The 1123-nt window shown below is 71.3% G+C and carries 3 protein-coding genes; 1 reads left to right on the top strand and 2 read right to left on the bottom strand.

What is annotated here, in order from left to right; translation table 11 throughout:
• Both E2C05_RS31960 and tnpB read right to left on the bottom strand, forming a co-directional pair.
• Window positions 1–784, bottom strand: a 784-nt coding sequence (locus E2C05_RS31960; protein ID WP_240046995.1) for an IS66 family transposase, incomplete at its 3' end; no start/stop codon positions are given.
• A 25-nt stretch (window positions 785–809) separates the two neighbouring features.
• On the bottom strand, window positions 810–1025 hold the full coding sequence (tnpB, locus tag E2C05_RS31955) for an IS66 family insertion sequence element accessory protein TnpB (RefSeq protein WP_133223619.1): 216 nt from the start codon (window positions 1023–1025) through the stop codon (window positions 810–812).
• Here tnpB and E2C05_RS34445 point away from each other — a divergent pair.
• Window positions 936–1123 (top strand): hypothetical protein (locus E2C05_RS34445; RefSeq protein WP_205083270.1); only part of this gene is annotated, 188 nt, incomplete at its 3' end. The two genes, tnpB and E2C05_RS34445, sit on opposite strands and share 90 nt — an antisense overlap.

The following is a 1123-nucleotide window of genomic DNA, read 5'->3' as shown; positions in this document are numbered from 1 at the left end:
GCTCCAGGGTGGGTAGCGGCGTGTCGTCGGCGAAGACCCGGGCATGGCCGACCACGTGGGCGAGGATGAGGTCGCGCAGCGGGCGCAGCCACCAGCAGGCCTGGCCGACCCAGTCGCAGAGGGTGGCGCGGTCGAGCTGGATCCCCTGCCGGGCCAGGATCTGGCACTGCCGGTGGAGTGGGATGCCGTCGCCGTACTTGGCCACCAGCACCTGCACCAGCAGCGCCTCGGTGGGCAGGCCGCCGGTGACGACGCGCGCCGGCGCCGGCTGCTGGTGCACGCCGGCCTCCTCACAGCGCCGGCAGGCGTAGCGGGGCCGGATGGTCACCAGCACCCGCAGCTGGGCGGGCACGACGTCGAGCCGTTCTCCCCGGTCCTCGCCGATGTGCCGCATCTCCTCGCGGCAGCACGGGCAGCGGCGGTCGGCGAGGTCCAGCATCTGCTCGATGCGCTCGAGATGAGCCGGCAGCCGGCCGCGGTTCCGGCGCCGCTCGGCATGCGGCTTGTGGCCGCGCGGTGCCGGATTGTCATTGCTCGCAGGCGGTGCGGCTGGTTCCCCGCTGAGCGCCAAGGCCAGCTGGCCGGGATCGACGCGCTCGGCGCTTTGGCCGAAGCGGGCCCGGCGCAGGTCGTGGATGATCTGCTCCAGCGCCGCGATACGCGCCTCGGCCGCGGCCAGCGCGGCTCGCAGTTCAGCGGCGTCGTCGTCGCCGGCATTACCGTTGCTGCTGTCGGCATGATCCCCGGGCACGGCAGAATCGTTGCCGACTTGCCCGCGTCGCACCAAGCGAAAGCCGCAGGCCGCGGCATCACGCTGCTGTTGGTCGCCGCTCCCGCTGCGCCGAGCGCCATTCCAGGCCCTCCAGCAGCAGCGAAGCCTGCGCCGGCGACAGCGTGACGGAGCCGGTCGAGGTCATGGGCCAAGGGAAATGCCCATGCTCAAGCCGTCGCACCAGGAGGCTGAGCGCGACGCCGTCGTGCCAGAGAGCCTTGAGCAGCCGACCACAACGACTTCCATTCGGCATATCGAAATGCGGCGGTGCGGATCGAGTATCCGTGGCATCCGCTGCATGGGCGGCAGCTGCCCATTGTTCAGCGGTTCACGAAGGATGGGCTCGATCTG

Source organism: Paracraurococcus ruber, assembly GCF_004353985.1.
Classification (GTDB): domain Bacteria; phylum Pseudomonadota; class Alphaproteobacteria; order Acetobacterales; family Acetobacteraceae; genus Paracraurococcus; species Paracraurococcus ruber.
This window is presented reverse-complemented; position numbering and strand designations above follow the sequence as displayed.

What these genes read in the sequence shown, in the direction of transcription:
- tnpB (WP_133223619.1), bottom strand. Translation starts at nt 1,025, where the DNA reads ATGCCGAATGGAAGTCGTTGTGGTCGGCTGCTCAAGGCTCTCTGGCAC.